Genomic DNA, 342 nt, shown 5'->3' with positions numbered 1-342 from the left:
TAGCTTAAACCATTCAACGCGGTGGTGATGTTGGCTGGAGATCCCACCAGAGTCACTGTTCCTGTTCCGTTATTCGTAATGGTCACCCCAGCTGTTGCCAGTGCCGTTAAGCTGCCGTGTGCCACGGAAATCGTGGTGGTCACAGATGCGCTGTCAATGTCTGTCAGGCTGATGGCATTACCATTGGCAGAGCTAAAGACTCGAGCCGTGTCCTCATTCGTGGTCTGAGCGCCAGGAACGCTGTTGATTGGGGCATCATTAACCGGATTGACCGTGACGTTCACTGTAGCCGTTTCCGTAACTCCGCCGGAAGTCACTGTGTAGGTAAAGCTGGTGCTGCCA

1 protein-coding gene is annotated in these 342 nt (G+C 53.8%); it reads right to left on the bottom strand.

Annotation, left to right across the window (positions count from 1 at the left end):
- A partial coding sequence (locus tag Lqua_RS18380) for a hypothetical protein (protein ID WP_193787188.1) occupies positions 1–342 on the bottom strand: 342 nt, incomplete at both ends.

It is taken from the genome of Legionella quateirensis (genome assembly GCF_001467955.1).
Lineage (GTDB): Bacteria > Pseudomonadota > Gammaproteobacteria > Legionellales > Legionellaceae > Legionella > Legionella quateirensis.
The sequence above is the reverse complement of the archived record's forward strand: the minus strand, read 5'-3'. Positions and strand labels throughout refer to the sequence as shown.